This is a genomic window from Psychrobacillus sp. NPDC096426 (genome assembly GCF_044762745.1).
Taxonomy (GTDB): domain Bacteria; phylum Bacillota; class Bacilli; order Bacillales_A; family Planococcaceae; genus Psychrobacillus.
On the sequence record NZ_JBIWEX010000009.1, the window covers coordinates 122,944 to 145,618 of the forward strand.

Sequence of the window (22,675 nt, forward strand, 5' to 3'; positions counted from 1 at the left end):
TTGCCAGGGAGAAAAAAAGCAGCGCCTCCGTAATAGAGGTGCTGCTTACATATTTATATAACTACCCTTGCCCAGTTATTGAATACGTAATAGTTTATGCTTACATCGCTTGTTCTTCTTCGTTGTTTTGCTGCATCATCACTAAATGGAACAAATCTTTTGGAATATAGTACAAGTCATAAACTTCTTGTTTTTTGTTAATTTCTGTATAAATACAAGGATGTGATTCGTTTGCTTTAATCGTGTAAGGAAGTTTTTCTGCAGCGCGAATACTTTTTGGATTCGTTTTACGAATGCGTAAAAACACGGTGTGAATATCTAGCTCGAAAAAAAGCTCTTCAAGAAATTGTTCTTTTGCTTTTTTATTGTAACCTAGCCCTTGGAATTGAGTGCCAATCCAAGTACCTAGAAATCCAGCTCCATCTTCAATATCAAATAAATTAATCGTACCTATTGGTTGACCGAAATCACTTACAATTGTACGAGTAATGACAGTTCCAGCTTCCTCTTCTGCCATTAATTGTTTTGTTGAGAACCAATATTCATCCGCTGAATATGCTTTATGGCGTACATAAGGCAGTACAGTTGGATCTGACATAAGTTCATAAAGAGAAGTACATTCATGCAAATCTCGTTTTTTTATCAAAAAAAGCGCCCCCTAAAGAACCAAAAAATGAGCATAGTCATCCTAGGTCCCAGAAATTTTTCATTTCGAATTGCATAAAAAATTTCGGGGTAGGAATCGAACCTACTAGGACCAGCTCAAAACTGGTGGCGCACCATTTGCCTTCCCTCGGCAAAGTGAACTTTGCCTTATAAAATTATTTGCATTAATAATATACTTTGTTTTTGCAGTTTTGCATAGTCTTAAATCGTGACAATTTTATTAAATGTTCGTAAAGAATATAATCTAAAATACTTGTATGTTGGACACTAAATACATATGATAAAAGGATATAAATATAGAATGCGATAGGAGTTTGTTTAAGAAAATGTCTTGCCCATTTATTACGCAAAAACAATTCCATTTATTATATGATTTAACGGACGAATATGTGTTTTTCATGCGTAAAGAAGGAAATACTTTTGTCTATGAATATATCAATAAAAAAGCGGAGGAAATATTTACTGAAAATCCGCAAGGTAAGCGATTAGAACAATGCTTTGATGATTTTCATTGTAAAACGATTCTCCATCACTACAATCGAGCGTATACGCTTAAACAATCTGTTTCTTATCAAGATCATCACTGTATAGAAGACGCAACCTCTGTGAACGAAACATCCGCAATTCCTATTTTTGATGAAGAGAATGTTTATATTTTAGCAACAACAAGAGAAGTGATTAAAACAAAAGAAATGCAGGAGTCAACCTATATTTTAGAGAGTTACCGTAAAGGTGTAAATGATGCTGCATTAGTCGCTATGACAAATGAAGATGGTATAATCGTGATGGTAAATAAGCTATTCGAAACTACTTCCAAGTTTAAAAAAGAAGAACTCATAGGAAAATCGTTTTGGGTGGTTAATTCTCATTTTCATGAAGATTCTTTCTTTGAACAAATGTGGGAAACGATTCAAAAAGGGGAAATTTGGCGAGGGCAAATACGTAATCGAACGAAATACGGATCCTTCTATTGGGTGGATGCAATAATTATTCCAATCACCAATGAAACTGGGGTCATTGAAAAATATTTAACCATTCAATTTGACAATACAGAAAAGAGACGGATCTTGACAGAATTACGTAATATCGAGCGTTCATTCAAACTAATAACAGAACATTCCAATGATCTGATTGCCATTACGGATGAGGATGGGTATTTGCTCTATTCATCTCCAAGTCATGAAACTATTTTGAATTACGAAAAAGAAGAGTTACTTGGGACATATTATTTGCAGTTGATCGCAGAGAATTCTTCCAATTTACTTGTAGATATTGAGACGTTTTCGAATCATAAGAACAAAAACAAAATACGTACAGAGCTACTTTTAAAAACAAAAGACGGCTCCACTATTTGGACGGATACAAGCATTACGACCGTACAAAGTACAGTAGATGATGAAGAAGAAAAGTGGTTCGTTTTTGTTTCTAGGGAAAATACGGAGAAGCGTGCATTAGAAGAACAACTGAAATTTTTAGCGTTCCACGATAGTTTGACTGGTTTACCAAACAGACGTAAGTTCTATGAAACTATACAAAACGCTATACAATTAGTATCTGAAAATCATGCGAATTTTGGAATATTATATATTGACGGTGATAATTTTAAAGAGGTGAACGATCAGTATGGGCATGATATGGGGGATCGTTTTTTAAAACATTTTGCTGAAAAGTTAGTGCAAAGTGTTCAGTGTCAGATTGAAATATACCGTTTCGGTGGAGATGAATTTGTCATAATAGTTGAACAGATCTATGATTATATAGATGGGAAAAGTGAGGAGCTTGAATCAATCATTCAATCGATACAACATACCTTCAAAAAAGGTTGGACGATTGATACCATTCACTTTTCACCAACAATATCGATTGGCGTTTCTATGTATCCACATGATGGTTCTACTGTGAATAAGTTACTAGAGAATGCAGACGTGGCACTGTATGAGGCGAAGAAACTTGGTAAAAATAATTATGTATATGCAAATACCGTTCATTCTTAATATGAACGGTATTTTTGAAAGGAATTGTCTATAGTGAACCGGCATATTTTATTAATAGAAGACGAGATAAATATCGCTAAATTTATAGAGCTAGAATTGAAACACGAAAATTTTATTGTGACAGTTTCGCATGATGGCAGGGAAGGTGCGGAGCTTGCATTATCAAATACATATGATCTGTTGTTAATAGACGTTATGCTTCCTAATTTAAATGGGCTAGAAATTTGTCGGAGAGTTCGAGGGAAGAAAGAAACTCCTATCATTTTAATAACAGCAAGAGATGCTGTAATCGACCGAGTTTCTGGTTTAGAAGCTGGGGCAGATGATTATGTGGTGAAGCCATTTGCCATCGAAGAATTATTAGCAAGAATACGTGCCATTTTAAGACGTGTAGATCGTCCACAAATAACAGTCGATGACCTGACGATTAAACACCTCTCCATCGACCAAAAAGCACATCAAGTATTCTACCGAGAGAAAGAAATTTTGCTAACGAAGACGGAGTATGATTTGCTCGTTTACTTTATGGAAAATAATAATATTGTCTTAACACGAGATGTCATTTTGGAGAAAGTGTGGGGATATGAAACAGAAGTAGAGACAAATGTAGTAGACGTGTATATACGGCATTTGAGAAAAAAGCTACCAGAAGAAATTGCTTCTCTCATTGAAACGGTTCGAGGGGTAGGATACGTGATGCGCACATGAAACATTGGACATTACAAAGAAAATGGACATATGCTTCCGGTCTATCGATTTTTTTGAGTTTCTTGATGATGTGCGTCATCTTATTTTTTTCTATATATAATTGGTTACTTATATCAGAAGAAAAGATTGCCCAAAATACTTTGCATGAAGTAGTTAACTTTTTCGAGTCTAAAGGACCGATTATCTCGATCCAAGACATACAGCGAAATAAAACGCTACTTAACCAGCTTGTAAACCAAAAACAATCCGTTCGAATACTTAACGCAGATGGAATTGAAGTTTTACGAATAAATGATGCAAGCCCATTCCCAAGCTTTTCGCCGACATTAACAACAGATTTTCAAAAAGATAAATTAAATAATCAACTGCTTCTTCATAAAGTCGCAGAAATTGATTTTGGTTTATTTAAAGGGTATGTGGAGATTTCTCATAGTCTAGAAAATTTCTCCCAATTAATGCGCTATATCTTAATAGCAATGGTTATTTTTACGTTCATTGCACTCGTACTTTCCGCATTAATTGGTTATTCATTGTCGTCAATTTTACTAAAACCTTTAAAAGAATTACGGAATGAAATGCAAGAAGCGAAACAGACGAAGTTTTCTAAGGAAGTGAGTTTTCAATACGTAACAAACGATGAAATTGGGGAACTTTTAACGATCTATAAACAATTGATGAATGAAGTTTCGGAAACTATTACAAGACAAGATGAGTTCATTCATAATGTGTCACATGAGTTACGCACACCAATACAAGTTGTAGAGGGACATTTGTCGTTATTAAATCGTTGGGGAAAAGATGATAAAGAGGTTTTGGATGATTCGTTGCAAATTTCCTTAACAGAAGTACAAAAAATGAAATTACTAATTGAAGAAATGCTTAAACTTGCTAAAAGGGAACAATCGGATAAACAAAAAGAAACAAATATTTCTACAATCGTATATGATTTAAAGCAAAAATATCGTATTTTAACACCGACAGTAGAGATTAAATTTGATGGAAACGATCATGAAAAACTACCGATACCAGCAACAGCTTTGGAGCAAATAATAGGAAATCTCATTGATAATGCGATTAAATACAATACAAATCAGCCGAAAATTGTTGTAAAAGTAACGCATCACGACACCCAAACAATCCTATCCGTCAAAGATAATGGGATTGGTATCCCAACTGAACTACTTCCTAAAATATTTGATCGTTTTTTTGTTATAGATGAAGCAAGGACGAAAACAAAAGGGGGATCTGGTTTAGGACTTAGTATTGTAAAAAGGTTAGTATCGGAATACAAAGGAGAGATTCATGTTCAAAGTAAAGAGAACGAAGGTACAAATTTTGACATTATTTTCACTATAATGACAAAAGAAGAATCATTCAATTCATAATAAAGTATATATTGTTTAAATTCTAATTTAATTTGAAAAAAAGCATTGTATTTTTTTCCTAGAGTAGTAAGATGGATATGGAAAAATTGTTCTTTCAAACTATACTTTCAGTCCTTTTGAAAGAGTGGTAAACTATAAATGTGTACATTTTGTGTTGGACACAAAATGTTTACATTCCATTTTATTCTACTTAATTTATTTATGTTATTTTTCATCAATGCCTAAAAGGCACAAAATGTTGGAGGTTTTTCTAAATGTCGAACAATCAAACACCTTGGTCAGCTTTTTCCGGTCCTAACCTTGGTTATGTGATGGAGCAGTATGATTTATTTCTACAGTCTCCGGACGAAGTGGATAGCGAATTAGCAATTTTATTTCAACAGTATGGTGCACCAACGATTGCATCTACTCCTTCCAGTGCAAATGTTGATACATCTGCAGTCGAACCAAATAATTTTGAAAAAATTATTCGTGCTATAGGGCTTGCAGATGCAATTCGCGCACATGGACATTTAACAGCGGATATTTATCCACTAAATGATGGTCCAAAAGAAGATCCTAAAATTGATCCGAAAACATACGGTTTGACAGATCAAGATTTACGTGAAGTTCCAGTTTCATTTTTAATAGCTAATGCTCCAAGTAATGTTACAAATGGTTTACAAGCAATTGAACATTTACAAGCTGCTTACTCAAACAAAATCGCTTTTGAAATTGCACATATTGTGAATTCAGAAGAAAGATTATGGTTACAAGATAAAATTGAAAAAGGTGCTGTCTTAGAAAAACTTTCAGCCGATGACAAAAAAGCATTATTAAAGCGTTTAACTCAAATTGAAGGTTTTGAGAAATTTATCCACCGTACATTTGTTGGTGCGAAACGTTTTTCCATTGAAGGTTTAGATACGCTAGTTGTACTAATGGATGAATTAGTACGTCAATCAAATAAAACAAATACAAAACAAGTAAATATAGGTATGGCCCACCGTGGAAGATTAAATGTATTAACACATGTTTTACAAAAGCCATACGAAATGATGTTTGCAGAGTTTGCGCATGTACCAAGTGACTCTTTTTTACCGAAAGATGGCTCTTTAGAAATGTCAGAAGGTTGGTATGGAGATGTAAAGTACCACAAAGGTGCAACATTCCGTTCAACATCTGGCCTAACGTTAAAATTAGCATATAACCCATCTCACTTAGAAGTAGTAAGTCCAATTGTTACTGGACAAACTCGTGCAGCACAAGAAACGACAGATGTAGCAGGATATCCTGTTCAAGATAAAAATGCGGCATTTGCTATTTTAATACATGGTGATGCAGCTTTCCCAGGTCAAGGTGTTGTAACAGAAGTATTGAATTATAGCCGAGTACGTGGATTCCAAACAGGGGGATCTATACATATTATCGCAAATAATATGATTGGATTTACAACAGAGCATTATGATTCACGTTCGACACATTATTCTTCTGATCCAGCAAAAGGGTTTGAAGTTCCGATTATTCATGTAAATGCCGATGATCCGGAAGCAGTTCTTGCTGTAGCGAAATTTGCGCATGAGTATCGTCAAAAATTTGAAAAAGATATCGTGATTGACCTATTAGGTTACCGTCGTTATGGACATAACGAAATGGACGAACCTTTAGTGACAAACCCAACGATGTATCATAAAGTTCACCAACATCCAACAGTTCGAGAGCTTTATGGAAAACAACTAGTAGAAGAAAAATTATTAGAAACTGCTGATGTGAATTCATTAGATGAATCCATTTTCAGTGGAATGCAAGAAGCATATGATCGTGTGAAAGAGCTTCCACAAACTACTGTCCATGAAATCGTTATTCCTGAAGCAGTATTAAATGGAATTCCGGAAATGGAAACTGGAGTAGAGGAAAGTAATCTTGCAAAAATTAATGAAGAGCTTCTTACTTGGCCAGCTGAATTTACAGCATTTAAAAAATTAGAGAAAATTTTAAAACGCCGTGAGGAACCATTTAAAGGAAAAGGTAAAATCGACTGGGGACACGCTGAAACACTTGCTTTCGCAACGATACTACAAGATGGAAACTCGATTCGTTTAACTGGTCAAGATGCGCAGCGTGGAACGTTCTCTCATAGACATTTAGTTCTACACGATGAAAAAACAGGTACAGAATTAACACCGATTCATGCTATTAGTGATGCAAAAGCTTCGTTCGTTGTACATAATAGTCCATTAACGGAAGCAGCTATTTTAGGTTATGAATTCGGATACAATTTAGAAGATCCAAACTCCTTATCTATTTGGGAAGCACAATATGGAGATTTCGCGAATATGGCACAAGTTATGTTCGATAACTTCATTAGTGCAGCTAGATCGAAATGGGGATTAAAATCTGGACTTGTTATGTTATTACCACATGCTGCTGAAGGACAAGGTGCAGAGCATTCAAGCGCTCGTCTAGAACGCTATTTACAACTAGCAGCGGAAAATAACTGGACGGTAGCTAATCTTTCAAGTGCGGCAAACTATTTCCATATTTTACGTAGACAAGCTAAGATGTTAAAAGAGGATGCAATTCGTCCTTTAATCATTGTGTCTCCAAAATCACTGTTACGTCATCCACTAGTTGGGGCAGATGTTGCCGAATTAACTACGGGTCAATTTGAAACAGTTATAGAACAACCGGGTCTTGGTCAAGATGCTAAAAAGATCGAGAAAATCGGTTTTGCAAGTGGTAAACTGGCAATCGATTTAGCAGACAAAGTAAAAGATGGAGAAGGTTACGATCACTTACACATTGTACGTGTAGAACAACTATATCCATTCCCAACAGAAAAGATTCAAGCAATCGTAAACCGTTATCCGAATGTGAAACAACTTGCTTGGGCACAAGAAGAGCCTGAAAACATGGGTTCATGGAATTTTGCCCTTCCGTATTTAATAGAAATAGCTGATGGAAAAGAAATCACATATGTAGGTCGTGTACATCGTTCAAGTCCAGCTGAAGGGGACGGAGATACGTACAAAGCAGAACAAGCACGAATCATTGATGAAGCATTAAAATAATTTAGGGCGTATAAAAGCACCCACTAAACTATTTGAAAGCCTCCGGCGGATTTCACAGATTTTGATTGTGCTATCGCACAATCAAAATCTGGACGCAATTTCGCTGAGGCGAATACGGATTATAAGAGAAGCTAAGATATACTAAAGGAGGAAATTCAAGTGGCAGAAATTATTGTTCCAGAATTAGCAGAATCGATTACAGAGGGTACGATTGCACAATGGTTAAAACAACCAGGTGAAACAGTGGAAAAAGGTGAGTTCATCGTTGAACTGGAAACAGATAAAGTAAATGTCGAAGTAATTTCTGAAGAAGCTGGAGTTGTTAGTGAATTACTAGCTTCAGAAGGCGATACAGTGCAAGTAGGTCAAGTTATCGCAGTAGTTGGAGCAGGATCAGGCGCAGCCGCTGCACCAGCGCAAAAGGCACCGGAGGCGGAATCTACACCAGCAGCTCCTCAAGCGGCAGCAGCTCCAGTAGTTGAAGAAACTTCTTCTGAGCAAGATCGCACAATCGCAAGCCCAGCAGCTCGTAAACTGGCTCGTGAAAAAGGTATCAATTTAAGTGAAATCTCTCCAGTTGATCCAATGGGACGCGTTCGTGTACAAGACGTTGCAGCACATGGTACGGCACCAGCACCTGCTAAAGCAGCACCAGCGCCAGCAGCTTCTGCACCTAAAGAAGATGATGGTCGTACAACTCGTGAAAAAATGTCTCGTCGTCGTCAAACAATTGCTTCTCGTTTATTAGAAGTAAGACAAAACACTGCAATGTTAACTACTTTCAATGAAATCGACATGACGAATGTGATGGCATTACGTTCACGTAAAAAAGATCAATTCTTCGAGCAAAACGATGTACGTCTTGGATTCATGTCATTCTTTACAAAAGCAGTAGTTGCAGCGCTTAAAAAATATCCTTATGTAAATTCACAAATTGATGGAACAGATATTGTGAAAAACAATTTCTATGATATTGGTATCGCTGTATCCACAGATGGTGGATTAGTAGTTCCTATCGTTCGTGATGCGGATCGTAAAAACTTTGCTGAAATCGAAGGAAATATTGGAGAACTTGCTAAAAAAGCTCGTGATAACAAATTAGCGCTTTCTGATATGTCTGGCGGTTCATTTACGATTACAAACGGTGGAGTATTTGGATCATTACTTTCTACGCCTATTCTTAACGGTACACAAGTTGGCATCTTAGGAATGCACACTATTCAAAAGCGTCCAATCGCTGTTGGAGATGAAATTCAAATTCGACCAATGATGTATGTGGCATTATCTTATGACCACCGTGTAATCGATGGGAAAGACTCAGTTGGATTCTTGAAAATGGTAAAAGAGCTTCTCGAAAATCCAGAAGACTTAATGTTAAATTCTTAATCAATGAATCAAAAAGCAGATCCTGCAATCAGGATCTGCTTTTTTTTTGCTTACAAAACTATATAAGTTTAGACATATGATAGTATTTCAAATGTTATTTTGTGCATAATAAAGGGAAAATGCGTCGTAAGATATCCGCTGTGATTTTTGCTACGGGGTGGACGCTTTCCGTGGGGTGAGCGATAAGCCATCACCGACGCTTACGCGTGCGATGTGATGGCTTATCTGTCTCACTCATCCCACTGGAGTCGCCACCCCTCCGCAAAAATCAATAGAAATTGCTGACTTATTTAGTAGCGACTTGCTTCAAACAATCATTTTTTCATGGAATATAACTTTTCTATATTGTAGGAAGAGAACGGGGCATATTTTCTCCAATCATTCGGATTCTCCTAGTACAGGCGAGCGATAGAATCATTATCTAATCTAATCATTTGATCTAAAGCACTAAATAATAAATGACATTTTGCTAACTAGTTATCATTTAGAAATACAAATTCAGACTAAACTTTATTCCACTCTCTACGACGCATTTTCCCTAGTATGTGCTTCATACCATTTATAATGCCAATGATACATAAGAGATAAGAACAAGCAATTGAGCGCTTTTTTCTGCTCATTTATTGAAATTCCAGTGTTTCAATCGTATACTATAATAAAAGGAAGTGGATACCATGATACATACAAATTGGGCAACAAAGCCTACACTAGATACAGTTACTTGCGTAAGTACAGATGCTAAAAAATTCTTAGTAAGTAATGTACTAACGGTTGGTAAAACATATGAAGTAAAAAATGAAACAGAAGAATTTCTGTTTGTTGTCGACAACACTGGAAAAGTTGGCGGCTACTACAAGGAATATTTTCAATAAAAATCCGATGAATACTCATCGGATTTTTTTCATAAGGAGACTATAAAATGAATGAGTTAATTAATAACGAACAGCAAATTCGTATAAATAGAATACATAGTGAAGACGATAGCCAGCTTATTGGATCAGGGGGTTATTTATCGCCAAACAATGATTTGTTCCATGACGTACTTATTGCTATTTCATTGAAAAAGCCTGTTTTATTAAAAGGACCTACCGGGGCGGGAAAAACGAAACTCGCGGAAACTGTATCAAACTATTTTAAGCAACCAGTCCAAAGCATAAATTGTTCCGTCGATTTAGATGCTGAAAGCTTGCTCGGTTTTAAAACAATTGTCTTAAAAGATGGGGCGAATGCAATTGAATTTGTAGAAGGTCCGGTCATTGAAGCTATGAAAAAAGGGCATATTTTATATATTGATGAGATAAATATGGCAAAAGCAGAGACTCTACCTATTTTACATAGCGTTCTGGATTATAGAAGAATGCTGACAAATCCTTTTACGGGTGAAGTGATACATGCACACCAAGATTTTTCTGTTATTGCTGCAATTAACGAAGGGTATATAGGTACAACTCCGATGAATGAAGCGTTAAAAAATCGTTTTGTTTCTTTTTCTGTCCCATATATTTCAGGTGAGTTGCTTGCGAATCTTTGGAACGAAACCTTTCCAACAGCTCCTAAGCAATTACTAACGACTATGTTGCATTTAGCAGAAGATTTAATGGACCAAGTAAAACAAGGTTTACTATCTGAAGAGGCAGCATCTATTCGAAGTTTACTAGATGCAACAGAGCTTGCACAGTATATGGAACCAATGCGAGCAATAAACTATGCAATTGCCGAGAAGTTAGAGGATGAACAAGAAAGAGAGCTTGTTTTAGAATTAGCCTCTTCTTGGATAAAGTGAGGGATGTAGATGGCCTCGGTAAATCGTTTTATCCAATTTAACAATGAAACATTAGATGCACGTAAGCTAATGCATTATGAAAATGTTGCAAAGGCATTAACTAAAAATGCGATGCTTCTTGTAAAAGAGCGAAAGTTAATCGAATTTCAACCTACCGAGCAAACAGTTTCAATTAGTGTATTTTGGAGACACCGAGAAGAAGCGATTATGCATGCAGGTAGATTATCCGATATTTATTTATTAGCAGAAGGATTTTGGAAGCATTTTAATGTAAAAGCGTGGAGAGAATTTTTGAATGAAAAACCAACTCCTCTTCCTAAATTACTTGATCAGCTTTTCTTTTGCTTCGAAGAGTTTCGTTTAATGGAAATGATTCAGAAAAAAAGAGTAGGAACAACTAAAATGTTTGATACAAGAGTACGAACATATTTAGCATTTCATAAACAACAATTACTTGTAAATAGTCAAAAAGGTTTTTTAGCAGATGCTTTTATTAGTTATGTATATATTAGTTTGTATGAAGGTACGATGCATGTAAAAGGACCTGAAATCTTTCAATTAGCAAATGGCATTATTCAGCATGTATATGAGAATAAGGATACGCAAGCCTCAATCGACATTGTGTATCGGTTATATTATTTACTCCAGGACTATATAACAGAAGATGCATTACATGAATATTATGCAATCCTTTCTGTATCCAATTTGCCACCCGTGGATTTTCATTACCATCAAGGGGTAAAAGATTCAGAAGCGGGGGAGGAAGGAAATAAAGAAACAATTGAAGAAGTTTTTCGTTCTTGGCATCGGGAAAATGAACAGGAAGACGGAGTACATTTGCAATATGAGCTTGAGCATGGAAGAGATGGTAAGGCAGATCAACACCTCACTTCTCAAGAAGGACGAGAAGGACATGATATTACGGAAGTTGGTCGAGGACAATCAACAGGAGACAACCGGGAATCGCTTGCAACTGAACGTGACGAGGAGCAATCGAATGCGAAGAAAAAAGCAGGAAAAGCATTTGGCAAAGAACATACAAAGGTCGTGTACGAAGAAAAACGAATGGATGGGCTCCTAACTCATCAAAACAAGCTCCAGCTTCAAACATACCGACAGGAGCAAGCACCTTTCGTTAAAGCATTCATTCAAGAAATGAAAAAACGAATGGAACAAAAAAAGGTGGATAAACGCATCAATTTGTCGAAAGGACGGCTTTCTTCCAAACTTACAGCACTTTGGACAGATGAGCGACCAAAACCTTTTTATAAAAAAGATGCTCCGAGTACGCATTTAAATGCGGTATTTGGACTTTTAGTAGATGGATCTGCATCGATGCAAGACAAGTTGGACGAAACGAAAAAAGCAGTTTTATTGTTTCATGATGTACTAAGGCAACTCAAAATTGCACATGAAATCGTTTTGCATTACGAAGACGCTTTTGAAGCCTCTGAAAGCATACAGCCAAATGCATTTGAATGGATTCATAAACTAGATGATGGTGGAAAAGATAGCGGGATGAATATACTATCGATGGAAGCCCATGAGGATAATCGTGATGGATTTGCTGTAAGATGGATGGGAAAAAGATTGGAAAAGCGACCAGAAGAACATAAATTTCTACTCGTTTTTTCAGACGGGGAACCCTCTGCGTTTGGATATGCGCAAAACGGTATTATGGATACGGCCGAAGCGGTTGTTGAGCTAGAGCGGAAGCGTATATCCGTCCTTCATTTATTTTTGAATGATAGGGAAGCAACAGAAGAGCAATTAGATTTGTTCCGTTTAATATTCGGAAAGAAAACTGCCGCTGCTGCTTCATTGGAAAAGTTTACAGATGAGACATTAAGATTGCTACGAAAAATGCTTCATCATGTTGTGAAAAGTACGTGAAAAAACCGTCCTTTTGTTAGGAAGGACGGTTTTTTGATTGGTCGGCTATTAATAGAAGACGTTGTTTTAATTCTTCTTCCATGCGTCCAATCTCAATTTCAGCCGCTTTTCGTTTTACTCGGCCATCTGCTTGAATGCGCATTGTTTCTTCGATTGTTTGCAGTAAGTTTTCTTGCGTTTTCTTTAATGTTTCAATTTCAACGATACCACGTTCATTTTCTTTAGCTGTTTCGATGCTATTCACTTTTAGCATTTCTGAATTTTTCAGTAGTAAATCATTTGTTGTTTTCGTTACTTGTTTCTGTGCTTCTACTGCTTTTTGCTGGCGATTGAGCGTCAATGCAATCGCAATTTGGTTTTTCCAAAGCGGGATAGACGTCATAATCGAAGATTGGATTTTTTCAGCTAGCGTTTGGTTCGTTTGTTGAATCATGCGTATTTGCGGTGCACTTTGAATCGTAATTTGGCGAGACAATTGTAAATCGTACATCCGTTTTTCTAATCGGTCTACGAATTGTACCATATCATTGACTTCCTGATAAGCCATTTGATCATTCGATTCTTCTGCTTTGCGTCGCATTTCAGGGATTGTGACAGTTAGAATTTCTTCTTTTTTAACTTCCGCAGCAGCAATATAAACATTTAACGCTTGAAAATACGTTTTGTTCTGTTCGTATAATTTATCGAGCATATGCACATCTTCTACTAGTCCTCGTTTGGAATGCTCCAGTTGGATGCCGATACGATCGATTTGTGTGCTTAATTTTTGATATTTTGTCATCATTTCTTGCACCGAACGATTTACACGATTAAATAGTCTTTTGATACCTGATTTTTTTTGCGCCGTCAATTCCTCGGGGTTTATATCGGATAACTTGTTCATAAGATCGCCTAAAATATCTCCAACAGGACCGATGTCTTTTTTCTGCACATGATCTAACATCTGATGGGAGAACCGAGATAATTCAGTTTGTGCATTAGCTCCATAAGTTAAAATAGCTTCATAATTACCAGCAGGGATTTGGTTCGCCAGTTGCTTTGCTTTTTGTTGTTCTACTTCGGATAACCGATCAATTAATTTTGTAGGGGCTGGCTCATCCGCTGTAGTCACAGCTTGTGGGCTGGTTGTATTTAGTTCAAATGGACTTGCTAATAATTCATCCATTAATAAATCATCACTTGTATTGATTTGTTTTTCGCTCATTTTCTGATTCTCCTTCTAAATATAGAGGTTGTTCTTTTTTGGGTACTGATAATTTAGCGAAATCTAGTTCCATTTTTAGATGCTCAATATCAGAAGCTAATACATCTTTTAGATCGTCTTCCATAATGGAATTCATCGATTCTAATGTCTCGCGGGTATCCGCCAAGGCAATTTTTAATTCCTGATTTTTCATCGGTTGCGACACTAAAAGCGTATATTTTGAAGTGAGCTCTACTGCAGAATCTAAATGCGCATAGAAAAATTTTTCAACTTGGTAAAATTTTCGTGGATTCTCTTTTACTAATGATATAATACGTTTTGCCAATCTATTCATTTCAAATAATTGTTTGAATGAACTAAAGGATCGTACTTTTAAATAATGGCTATTGAGCGTTCGAATTTTTGCTTTCGCTTCTTTTAGTTGTTTTTGTATATGAAAATACTCCGAGTGAGTGAGTTGGTGTTTCTTCATAATTCTTCGATGTTGTATTTTTTTTATACTAAAATTCGACACTAAATATACGCCAATCGCAAGTAATGAACTGACGAAGTATCCAATGTCGAATGTGAAAAAGAAAACGAACCAGGAAATGAACATTATTGGTATATTGATAAAATGACGAATAACAGTATTCATTACTTCAGTCATAATAGGCTACCTCCTTTTGTCTACAATATAATATACGAATGGGAGGGAAGAAGGTTTCATTTTCCTATAGGTTTAGACGATATCGGTTTCCATTTTCGTATATCCTTTTAAATAATCGAATATTTCAATTTCAAAAGCATTCTCTTTCGATAAAGGGGATACCCCTTTTTGAATAAACTCCATAAATTCATCTAAATGATTTACATCTCCTTCAATATCGATGATAATTTCCTGTTGCTCATTTTGCATACAATAGCCTTTTAAACTAAGTGATTGAGCTTTTTGTTTTACTAGAAATCGAAAGCCAACACCATCTACATCCCCGTGCATATGAATATGCGCCCGCTTTTTCAACTCATCTTCTCCTTTATCATACATAAATTGTATTAATTATAACTTAACTGATATTGCGTATATTTTCAATTCTTTGAGTGTTAAAAGTCATTTGAGTAGACATTTTTTGTCGAAACAGTACAATATGAGTTAACAATAAATGTTAGAGGCGATGAACATGTTTGAAGTTATTTATATGAAAGCAGATTACGAACCTTGGTGGGCTTTTGAAGGCTGGGAGGAGCATATCGTAAAAAAAATGGCTTTCGAGCAAGAGGAAGAAGCATTACATTACTTACATAAGACATTGGATGAATTTCGTGTTAAGTTCCCAAAAGAACAAGTAAAAGATGATAAATATTGGGCTTTTTGGTCCGTCAAAGAGCAATGTTATTGTGAATCATGTGAAGACGATTTACAAGTTTACCATGGAATCATTTGGAGTGTTTCGAAGTAAACGATTTAGAATTATAAAAAAACTTGTTGACTATATTTATCCAACTGGTATACTTTAGATAACAATTTAAAGTGAGAAACGGTATTTGTAATTCACATATCCTATGTAGTGATCGATGTGATGTCGGTACTTCATGGGATATGTGAATTTTTGTTTTTCGCATATTGATTAATTTTTTTTGGAGGTAATAACATGAAACAAGGTACTGTAAAATGGTTTAACGCGGAAAAAGGATTTGGATTTATCGAAGTAGAAGGGGAAAACGATGTATTCGTACACTTCTCTGCTATTCAAGGTGAAGGATTCAAATCACTAGAAGAAGGACAAAAAGTAGAATTTGAAGTTGTTGAAGGAAACCGCGGACCTCAAGCTGCAAACGTAGTTAAACTTTAAAAGTTAAAAAGAAGCCCTCCAATTGGAGGAGCTTCTTTTTTTGATTAAGGAAACTCTAAGTATGCTGTTCATCGATAGTCTTGAGGTGTTTCATCCATATGTTTTAGAGAATACTCGTCAAATTATACATTTTACTCCACACTTTCAATGACAGAACTTACGATAAATTGTTCATCGCCTTCTTGCATGATAAATTCCCGTTTTATTTCTCCGAAGTTTTTTGTGAAATATTTTCGCATGATAGAATCATCTTCATTTGTTTTTTCAATAACAATCACGTGATCAAATGTTTGAAGATCTGTTTCCAGTATCTCCGTAGTTGAAGTGATTTTCCAATCATTAAATTCTGTTCCTACTTCAAATGGGGTAGCTAAATATACTTCAATTTCTTGCATTGCTTGAAGTTCTGCTAAGCTATGAGGTCTAGGTTCATATGCTTCTTCATTTTCAGCTATAAGACTAATTTTATTATCTTGTATATTGTATATCCTTTGGACAACAGTACCACCATTATTCTCAAATGTAATGACGTAATTTTCAAATGGATACAGGGTTGTCAAACTATAGGTTGCATATTCATTTCCTTCTCCTTTAAAATGTGCAACGGAATTGTCAGGCATAAAAAAGTGAGATAAGCTAATTGAAGGTTTAGAAGGAGTAATTACTTCTTCCGAAGGAGATTTTATAGTTGTTCCCGTTTCTACAGGTTTTTCGGCTCCGCAAGCAACGAGAAAAAAAGAAAGTATTAGAATGAATAAATACTTTATCATTTTATTTACCTCCTATATTGTTTATGATTAGACTGCTAATGTGGTTAATTGTTTTATTTTGTCTTTTTTTGGTATAGTGAAAATAAGAGAGGGGAGATATTAGTGGATATTGAATTGAAAAATGAGTTACCTCCTTATGAGGAACAGCAAGATTTTTATATGAAACTGCGTTCAAAAATAACAAATTATACTCAATCTAAAACAGGGAGAACATCTAAATTTGCTCCGTATTTATTGTTTGCTCCAGATTTATTTCATTTACTTATAAAAGCGATGTTAGATAGCCGGATTGATACAAAATATAAAACACTTATTGGTAGTGGCATCTTATATTTCATCACACCGTTAGATTTACTACCTGAGGGACTAATAGGACCAGGTGGATTTATCGATGATATTATTGTGGCTACATATGTGGTAAATATGTTACTGAATAAATTTTCTCCTGAAATCATCGAAGAGCATTGGGTCGGTGATGAAAAATTATTAAATGTTTTAAAGAAAATATCTAAAACAGGTGATACAGTTGTTGGTAAACTGCCATCGAAATCGAAACTAGGTAAATTTATAAAGAAGTCTAAATAATCAAGAGGGTAAAAAAGAAGTTAGGAACGGAATCCAAATAAGAAATATCATTTGTTTAGTAAAACAGGGTATTCTGCCTCGTATAATCGAAGTAGAATACCCTGTTTATAATTGCATAGACAAATTCACATTGGTCTTATGCTTTTTTATGAAAGTTTTTGTGCTTCTTTCCATTCTAGGAATTCATCATAAGTTAATTGTTTATCTAAGATTGAACCATCTTCACGAATTTCAATGACGCGATTCGCGATTGTTTGAATAAACTGATGGTCATGTGATGTAAAGATCATCGCACCTTTAAATGCAGTCAACCCATTATTTAGTGCTTGGATAGATTCTAAATCTAAATGGTTCGTAGGTTCATCTAGTAGAAGTACGTTCGACTCCGATAGCATCATTTTAGAAAGCATACAACGAACTTTTTCTCCTCCGGATAGTACAGAAGGTTTTTTCTTCACTTCTTCTCCAGAGAATAGCATACGACCTAGGAATCCACGTAGGAATGTTTCACTTTCATCGTCAGGTGAATATTGACGTAACCAGTCTACTAGTGAAGTTTCGTTTCCTTCGAAATATTTAGCATTATCAAGTGGGAAGTAAGCACGAGTTGTAGTTACACCCCAGCGGATGGAACCTTCTTGTGGTTCTTCTTCCTCTGCTAGTACACGAAGTAATGCAGATTTTGCTAGTTCTCCTCCAAGTAGAATAATTTTGTCTTCTTTATTCAAAGTAAAGTTCAACTTAGAGAATAGTTTTTCGCCTTCAAATGTATACCCTAAATCTTGTACTTGTAAAACATCGTTTCCGATTTCACGTTTCATCGAGAAATTGACATAAGGGTATTTACGAGAAGATGGTTTAATATCATCTAACTCAATCTTATCTAACATTTTCTTACGAGAAGTTGCTTGTTTAGATTTAGAAGCATTTGCACTAAATCGAGCGATAAAGGCTTGAAGCTCTTTAATCTTCTCTTCTTTTTTACTGTTTTGATCAGATGCCAGCTTCAATGCAAGTTGACTTGATTCATACCAGAAGTCATAGTTTCCAACATATACTTGGATCTTACTAAAGTCTAAGTCCGCAATATGCGTACATACTTTGTTTAAGAAGTGACGGTCATGGGAAACAACGATAACTGTGTTTTCAAAGTTAATAAGGAAATCTTCTAACCATTGAATGGCTTTAATGTCTAAATGGTTCGTAGGCTCATCTAGTAAAAGAACATCAGGTTTACCGAAAAGGGCTTGTGATAATAACACTTTTACTTTTTCAGAACCAGTTAACTCAGCCATTTTCTTTTGGTGCATACTATCAGGAATACCTAATCCTTGTAAAAGGATAGCTGCTTCTGACTCTGCTTCCCAACCATTTAAGTCTGCAAATTCACCTTCTAGCTCAGCAGCACGCATACCATCTTCATCTGAAAAGTCTTCTTTCATATAGATAGCATTCTTTTCATTCATTACTTCGTATAAACGTTTATGACCCATAATAACTGTTTCTAAAACTGTATATTCTTCGTATTCGAAGTGGTTTTGTTTTAGAATAGCTAAACGCTCATCTGGATTCATAATAACATTGCCTTCTTGTGCCTCAATTTCTCCAGACAAAATTTTGATAAATGTTGACTTACCAGCACCGTTTGCACCGATTAAACCATAACAGTTACCTGGTGTAAACTTTATATTTACGTCTTCAAATAATTTGCGATCACCAAAACGAAGACTTACATTACTTACTGCAATCATATTTAGTACCTCCTAAAATTCACAATGCTCTTATTATAGCACGAAGTTTAAACAAAAGCTACAAACCCTTGATTCATCAAGCTTTCCAGCTACTCTACATACTAGTTAGCCCCATTATTAGCCCCAATCGATTGCAGACTTTGACTAAACAAGAGAACAGATTCTTCTTCTAATTCTTTTAATACATGTCCATATATTTCATAAATCATTATATCTAACTGTTCAGAAATCCTCCTAAGCTGTAAATCTACTGGATTATGAATATTCATCTTTGTATAAAAAGATTTAATGTAATACTCCAGATGGGTGTAATAATACATAGTTTCACTCCTGTACGAGAACAAACGTTCTTTTTAAGTATATAAGAAAACCCTGCAAAATGGAAGCAGGGTTGTTTACATTAATTTTTTTATATCAAATATATTATATAGTTTATTATCAACGAAAGTATTCCACAATATTAATTCATCTTGATCATTGTAATGCAGTTCTTCTTTAAACTTTATTTCAATACTTGGATAAAAGTGTTCAAACGAATAAACAACTGAATTATTGTCCTGAAATACAGTTAAATCATTAATACTAGCACCCTTAGATGTCATTTTCGCTATAACATCTAAATAATGAATATTTGGATGTACTATTTTAGAAATAGTTTTGTTATTCATTGAAATCCTCCTTTTCACCATAATGTTGTTTCCAAAAATCTAGTTTTTGAACTACAATTTCCTTTGCTAAAGCAAAATCGGTAGTGGTAAAATTCGGTATATTACGTCTTGTTTAAGAAAATACAGTTTGGTGAATTTTTTTTACAATGTATCCTACATTATTTATTGGAAGGATGTCAATAGGGCTATCCTCATTGAATATATTGAATTCTTCTTTAATTAAAGTAGATTTCTTAAAGAATTGTTCAATTTGCATGTTCAACCAGCGTGTGTAATCATTTCGCATTGTTTCTGCAAATAAGAGTTCATGGACCTTATCATAGGTTAAATTCAGTTCTCCCTGTAATTCAACTTCTTCTTTGTTTTGTCTTTAACCAATAATCGGGTGATTCATAATTAATTAAAGAATAATCAAGCTCATCTCCATTAGTTGCTAACTGAACTAACAAAAATTTCTCCTTATTAATCGGGTGTATATCTGCAATTTTAATGTTTATAACTTCTACTCCTGTTCGTTTAGGTGTTCCAACAACAACAACTTGATTTCCTTTTGTATAAACATCTGTGATATTTGTTTGAAACACAATTATATACAGGTCAAGGTCTGTTTCATTTATATCAGTAGGAAAAGAAAGACCTACATTCTCTGTAAAATGTAATTCGGCTGAAATTCCAATGGCATAAAAAGGGAATATTCGGTGGAGAGAATAGTATATTCGAGAAGGAATATAGCCCAATCTTCCAGTCGTGCTATGCCAGTCTTCTCCATATATTGGTCTAATATAGTTCGGTTCGCTTTTTATTACTTTGAAAGGGATTTTTGTTCCTTCTCTTAACACTTCTGAAATAGGAATGACATCGGTAGGGAAATGCACCTCTAATCCTTTTTCAAATGGGAAAGGTGAATCAAGAATGGTGGTAGGTTCAGGTGGTTCGAGCCTATCTAAACGTTTTTCCAATTCCTGAATCCGTTTGTGTTCACTTTTGTCACTATTCGATTGTGAGATGGATAACTCCATCAATTTTGTATTTAAGGACTTGCTGTAAACAAACAAGCTTAAAATAATTGAAAAACAAATAATATAACCAATCTTTGTTTTTAACATATTCAAATCACCTCAGCATATTATCTGCTCTTATGAGGAAGTTATGCTCAAGATTTCTTATTAAACTCCCATGAAAATTAAAATCTTCGATTTAGAGAAAAAGGCAATACGAAATCAGACACAGCTCATTTATTTTTAAAAAAGTGCTGCGCCTAAATAAGAATCAAATTGTGGGTTGGATTAGGAGGCATTTGGTTCAGTGATTGTAACGTTGTAACCTAAGTTTTCAAGTCTTCGAACAGAATATCGTACAATCGATTGTTCTTTTTGCTTGTCAAAGTAATCTTCTCCTAAATCTACGTACATCTCTTTGCGGGTTAAGAGATAATAGGAGATTCTTAAAATGGCATGAGCGACAGTTACTCCTGCACGCTTTTTACCCTTACGGGATGCAGTACGTCTATACAATGCACCTAGATATGTTTTGGAACCTTTGACAGAATGAGCGGCTTCTATTAAAGCAGATTTCAAATATTTATTTCCTTTTTTCATGTTGGTTGATTTTCGCTTACCGGCACTCTCATTATGTCCAGGTGTTAGTCCGGCCCAGGAACATAAGTGAGCCGCACTGGGAAATTGTTTCTCCACATCAGTCCCGACTTCAGCTATAATCTGTTCCGCCATACGAGTGGCAATGCCAGGGATAGAATCCAACCGTTCAATATCTTCTTGATTGGAGGATAATCTAAAAGTCACCTCTTGGTTTAGCAGCTCAATCTGCTCAGATAAAAAATCAATATGAGTTAGAATGGTTTTGATCATTAACCGTTGATGTTGATTAATATACCCACGAAGAGCGAGTTCAAGTTCAGCCTTTTTTTTCTTCATGGATCGTGGAGCGAAACCCGCTAACTTTTCTGGATCATCTTCGCCATCAGCGATGGCACGAAGCATATCAAGAGCTGAGACACCCATGATGTCGGAGACAACGGAGCCTAGTTTGATATTCGCTCCTTCTAAAACCTTTTGAATCCGATTATGTTGTCTAGCACGCTCTTCAATAATACTTCGACGGTATCGAACTAGTTCTCGTAGTTCTCGCTGATTTCTGTCTCCGAATGAAACTTGCTTTGAGTAGACCGTGACGAAGAAGTTTGGCAATCCATTCGGCATCCTTCACATCGGTCTTGCGACCTGGTACTGCTTTCATATGTTGAGCATTGACTACTAAAAACTCAATATTCTCCGCTTCTAGTAAGTTAACAATAGGCTTCAAAAATACACCTGTACTTTCCATTGCTACGTGAGTACAACCATGCTCCTTAATCCAGTCAATTAACTGTAATAGAAATACAGTTTTAGTGGAAAACGTTTGAATCTCCTTCCCTTTTGGTGTCATTATACATTCGATAATGGAATCTTTATGGACGTCCATTCCACATGCGCGTTTAATGATTACTTCCATTGTAATCATCCTTTCTACGGCAACTAGTATTGGAGGCTGGTGCAATAACCAGAGTAGGATTAATCTCCCATGAGTGCTTCCCGTAAGGGAGCGACAGTCTGTGATGTACCGTGGTCGTTGGAGTCAGACTAACGGAAGGGCTCTTATGGCACCATAGTTCATCGACCTTCTTCTCCCAGCCGTAGTATCCTATACCCGTTTTTCACATTTTCATTCTCTGTGGTGAAGCGCTGATTTTGCGCTTCATGGATGGCTAACAGGTGCTTTAGCAAAACATGGCCATCATTTCGATGGTCTATTTGTGCGACGGGCAGTCGCATTGGGGGCTGACGTAGTCAGCGCCCTTCATTTTCGTTATCGGACAGAGACGTCATCTCGATGAAACGACTGGAATAACGATAACGAAATAGAATTCCAGATGGTGAAAATCCATATCCGAGGAGACTGACCTAGCTCGGGAAGCTTAATCTATGGCAATATCGTGAGGTG

At 35.7% G+C, this 22,675-nt stretch carries 19 protein-coding genes and 2 pseudogenes; 11 read left to right on the top strand and 10 right to left on the bottom strand.

The window, feature by feature from the left end:
* Positions 1 to 100 precede the first annotated feature (100 nt).
* Positions 101 to 646, bottom strand: a complete 546-nt coding sequence (locus ACIQYS_RS10040; protein ID WP_402978572.1) for a GNAT family N-acetyltransferase — start codon at positions 644 to 646, stop codon at positions 101 to 103.
* 346 nt (positions 647 to 992) lie between these two features.
* On the opposite strand from ACIQYS_RS10040, the gene ACIQYS_RS10045 reads away from it, so the two are divergent.
* From ACIQYS_RS10045 to ACIQYS_RS10080, 8 genes are all read left to right on the top strand, one after another.
* Entirely contained in the window at positions 993 to 2,660 is a 1,668-nt protein-coding gene (locus ACIQYS_RS10045; RefSeq protein ID WP_402978575.1) for a diguanylate cyclase domain-containing protein, read from the top strand.
* 33 nt (positions 2,661 to 2,693) lie between these two features.
* Positions 2,694 to 3,368 carry a response regulator transcription factor gene (locus tag ACIQYS_RS10050; RefSeq protein WP_402978578.1) on the top strand — a complete coding sequence of 225 codons (675 nt, stop codon included), beginning with the start codon at positions 2,694 to 2,696 and terminating at the stop codon, positions 3,366 to 3,368.
* Positions 3,365 to 4,753 carry a HAMP domain-containing sensor histidine kinase gene (locus tag ACIQYS_RS10055; protein WP_402978580.1) on the top strand — a complete coding sequence of 463 codons (1,389 nt, stop codon included), beginning with the start codon at positions 3,365 to 3,367 and terminating at the stop codon, positions 4,751 to 4,753. Before ACIQYS_RS10050 ends, ACIQYS_RS10055 begins: the two co-directional genes overlap by 4 nt.
* Positions 4,754 to 5,007: 254 nt before the next feature.
* A complete protein-coding gene (locus ACIQYS_RS10060) occupies positions 5,008 to 7,803 on the top strand; it encodes a 2-oxoglutarate dehydrogenase E1 component (RefSeq protein ID WP_402978582.1) in 2,796 nt (931 codons plus the stop codon).
* Between the two features lie 159 nt (positions 7,804 to 7,962).
* A complete protein-coding gene (odhB, locus tag ACIQYS_RS10065; protein ID WP_402978585.1) occupies positions 7,963 to 9,189 on the top strand; it encodes a 2-oxoglutarate dehydrogenase complex dihydrolipoyllysine-residue succinyltransferase in 1,227 nt (408 codons plus the stop codon).
* A gap of 674 nt (positions 9,190 to 9,863) precedes the next feature.
* Positions 9,864 to 10,061 carry a DUF6501 family protein gene (locus tag ACIQYS_RS10070; RefSeq protein ID WP_402978588.1) on the top strand — a complete coding sequence of 66 codons (198 nt, stop codon included), beginning with the start codon at positions 9,864 to 9,866 and terminating at the stop codon, positions 10,059 to 10,061.
* A 47-nt stretch (positions 10,062 to 10,108) separates the two neighbouring features.
* Entirely contained in the window at positions 10,109 to 10,972 is an 864-nt protein-coding gene (locus tag ACIQYS_RS10075) for an ATP-binding protein (protein WP_402978590.1), read from the top strand.
* A gap of 9 nt (positions 10,973 to 10,981) precedes the next feature.
* Complete coding sequence (locus tag ACIQYS_RS10080; protein ID WP_402978593.1) at positions 10,982 to 12,865, top strand: vWA domain-containing protein; 1,884 nt, start codon at positions 10,982 to 10,984, stop codon at positions 12,863 to 12,865.
* Between the two features lie 16 nt (positions 12,866 to 12,881).
* On the opposite strand, the gene ACIQYS_RS10085 is transcribed toward ACIQYS_RS10080, so the two are convergent.
* From ACIQYS_RS10085 to ACIQYS_RS10095, 3 genes are all read right to left on the bottom strand, one after another.
* A complete protein-coding gene (locus tag ACIQYS_RS10085; RefSeq protein WP_402978597.1) occupies positions 12,882 to 14,069 on the bottom strand; it encodes a toxic anion resistance protein in 1,188 nt (395 codons plus the stop codon).
* On the bottom strand, positions 14,041 to 14,718 hold the full coding sequence (locus tag ACIQYS_RS10090; RefSeq protein WP_402978602.1) for a 5-bromo-4-chloroindolyl phosphate hydrolysis family protein: 678 nt from the start codon (positions 14,716 to 14,718) through the stop codon (positions 14,041 to 14,043). Before ACIQYS_RS10090 ends, ACIQYS_RS10085 begins: the two co-directional genes overlap by 29 nt.
* Before the next feature lie 72 nt (positions 14,719 to 14,790).
* Positions 14,791 to 15,072 carry an acylphosphatase gene (locus ACIQYS_RS10095; protein WP_402978605.1) on the bottom strand — a complete coding sequence of 94 codons (282 nt, stop codon included), beginning with the start codon at positions 15,070 to 15,072 and terminating at the stop codon, positions 14,791 to 14,793.
* 157 nt (positions 15,073 to 15,229) lie between these two features.
* Here ACIQYS_RS10095 and ACIQYS_RS10100 point away from each other — a divergent pair, with 157 nt between their 5' ends.
* The gene (locus ACIQYS_RS10100; protein ID WP_402978608.1) at positions 15,230 to 15,508 is read left to right on the top strand and encodes a DUF1033 family protein; all 279 of its coding nucleotides are present in this window, start codon (positions 15,230 to 15,232) and stop codon (positions 15,506 to 15,508) included.
* 192 nt (positions 15,509 to 15,700) lie between these two features.
* The gene (locus ACIQYS_RS10105; RefSeq protein ID WP_142605075.1) at positions 15,701 to 15,901 is read left to right on the top strand and encodes a cold-shock protein; all 201 of its coding nucleotides are present in this window, start codon (positions 15,701 to 15,703) and stop codon (positions 15,899 to 15,901) included.
* 131 nt (positions 15,902 to 16,032) lie between these two features.
* Here ACIQYS_RS10105 and ACIQYS_RS10110 read toward each other — a convergent pair whose 3' ends face one another.
* On the bottom strand, positions 16,033 to 16,671 hold the full coding sequence (locus ACIQYS_RS10110; RefSeq protein ID WP_402978615.1) for a hypothetical protein: 639 nt from the start codon (positions 16,669 to 16,671) through the stop codon (positions 16,033 to 16,035).
* Between the two features lie 102 nt (positions 16,672 to 16,773).
* Between ACIQYS_RS10110 and ACIQYS_RS10115 the strand changes: the two genes are divergently transcribed.
* Positions 16,774 to 17,256: a YkvA family protein gene (locus tag ACIQYS_RS10115; protein WP_402978618.1), complete on the top strand. Its 483-nt coding sequence runs from the start codon at positions 16,774 to 16,776 to the stop codon at positions 17,254 to 17,256.
* A 146-nt stretch (positions 17,257 to 17,402) separates the two neighbouring features.
* Here the strand turns inward: ACIQYS_RS10115 and ACIQYS_RS10120 are convergent, their stop codons facing one another.
* The 5 genes and pseudogenes from ACIQYS_RS10120 to ACIQYS_RS10140 all read right to left on the bottom strand — a co-directional run bounded on the left by ACIQYS_RS10120 (position 17,403) and on the right by ACIQYS_RS10140 (position 22,186).
* A complete protein-coding gene (locus ACIQYS_RS10120) occupies positions 17,403 to 19,007 on the bottom strand; it encodes an ABC-F family ATP-binding cassette domain-containing protein (protein WP_402978621.1) in 1,605 nt (534 codons plus the stop codon).
* Between the two features lie 101 nt (positions 19,008 to 19,108).
* Positions 19,109 to 19,216, bottom strand: a pseudogene (locus ACIQYS_RS10125) (tyrosine-type recombinase/integrase); the annotation flags it as partial.
* A 186-nt stretch (positions 19,217 to 19,402) separates the two neighbouring features.
* Positions 19,403 to 19,675: a hypothetical protein gene (locus ACIQYS_RS10130; RefSeq protein WP_402978624.1), complete on the bottom strand. Its 273-nt coding sequence runs from the start codon at positions 19,673 to 19,675 to the stop codon at positions 19,403 to 19,405.
* Positions 19,676 to 20,022: 347 nt separating this feature from the next.
* On the bottom strand, positions 20,023 to 20,781 hold the full coding sequence (locus tag ACIQYS_RS10135) for a hypothetical protein (protein ID WP_402978627.1): 759 nt from the start codon (positions 20,779 to 20,781) through the stop codon (positions 20,023 to 20,025).
* 180 nt (positions 20,782 to 20,961) lie between these two features.
* Positions 20,962 to 22,186: pseudogene (locus tag ACIQYS_RS10140) on the bottom strand (IS110 family RNA-guided transposase).
* Positions 22,187 to 22,675 lie beyond the last annotated feature (489 nt).